This is a genomic window from Myxococcus xanthus (assembly GCF_013116825.1).
In the GTDB taxonomy this organism is placed as follows: Bacteria; Myxococcota; Myxococcia; order Myxococcales; family Myxococcaceae; genus Myxococcus; species Myxococcus xanthus_B.
On sequence record NZ_JABFNS010000347.1, the window covers coordinates 1 to 404 of the forward strand.

Here is a 404-nt window from a genome sequence, read left to right on the forward strand (position 1 = left end):
GATAATAGAGCCAATTCGCATTGGGAAGTACTCTCATGTTTTGACATTTTTACGTCATTCCGATGGAGTTCATAGCTATAATAAATGCATGGATATACTAAACTCAATGTATAGATCTGGTCAAATGCAACTATCTGAAAAAGATAATATAGAGAAAAGAATTGGCCACCCTGAAATGTTTGGAATAGACCAGCGAGATGTAGATGATTATTATAGATATATTAAATATTGGTATTCAGGCCGCGCAAATAGCGACCAATTCATAGCCGATGGGATTGGATTAGAGGTTAAAGGGTATAAATATCAAAATGGTCTTTTAATTCCCGACAGCTAATATAATCCAGAAATAAATCTTGCAAAGTGTTTACGTGTAAAAACCATACGTTAATTTATATGTATGGTTT

1 protein-coding gene is annotated in these 404 nt (G+C 33.4%); it reads left to right on the plus strand.

What is annotated here, in order from left to right; genetic code table 11:
* Positions 1-334 (plus strand): hypothetical protein (locus tag HNV26_RS37655; protein WP_216613100.1); only part of this gene is annotated, 334 nt, incomplete at its 5' end.
* Positions 335-404: the final 70 nt, after the last annotated feature.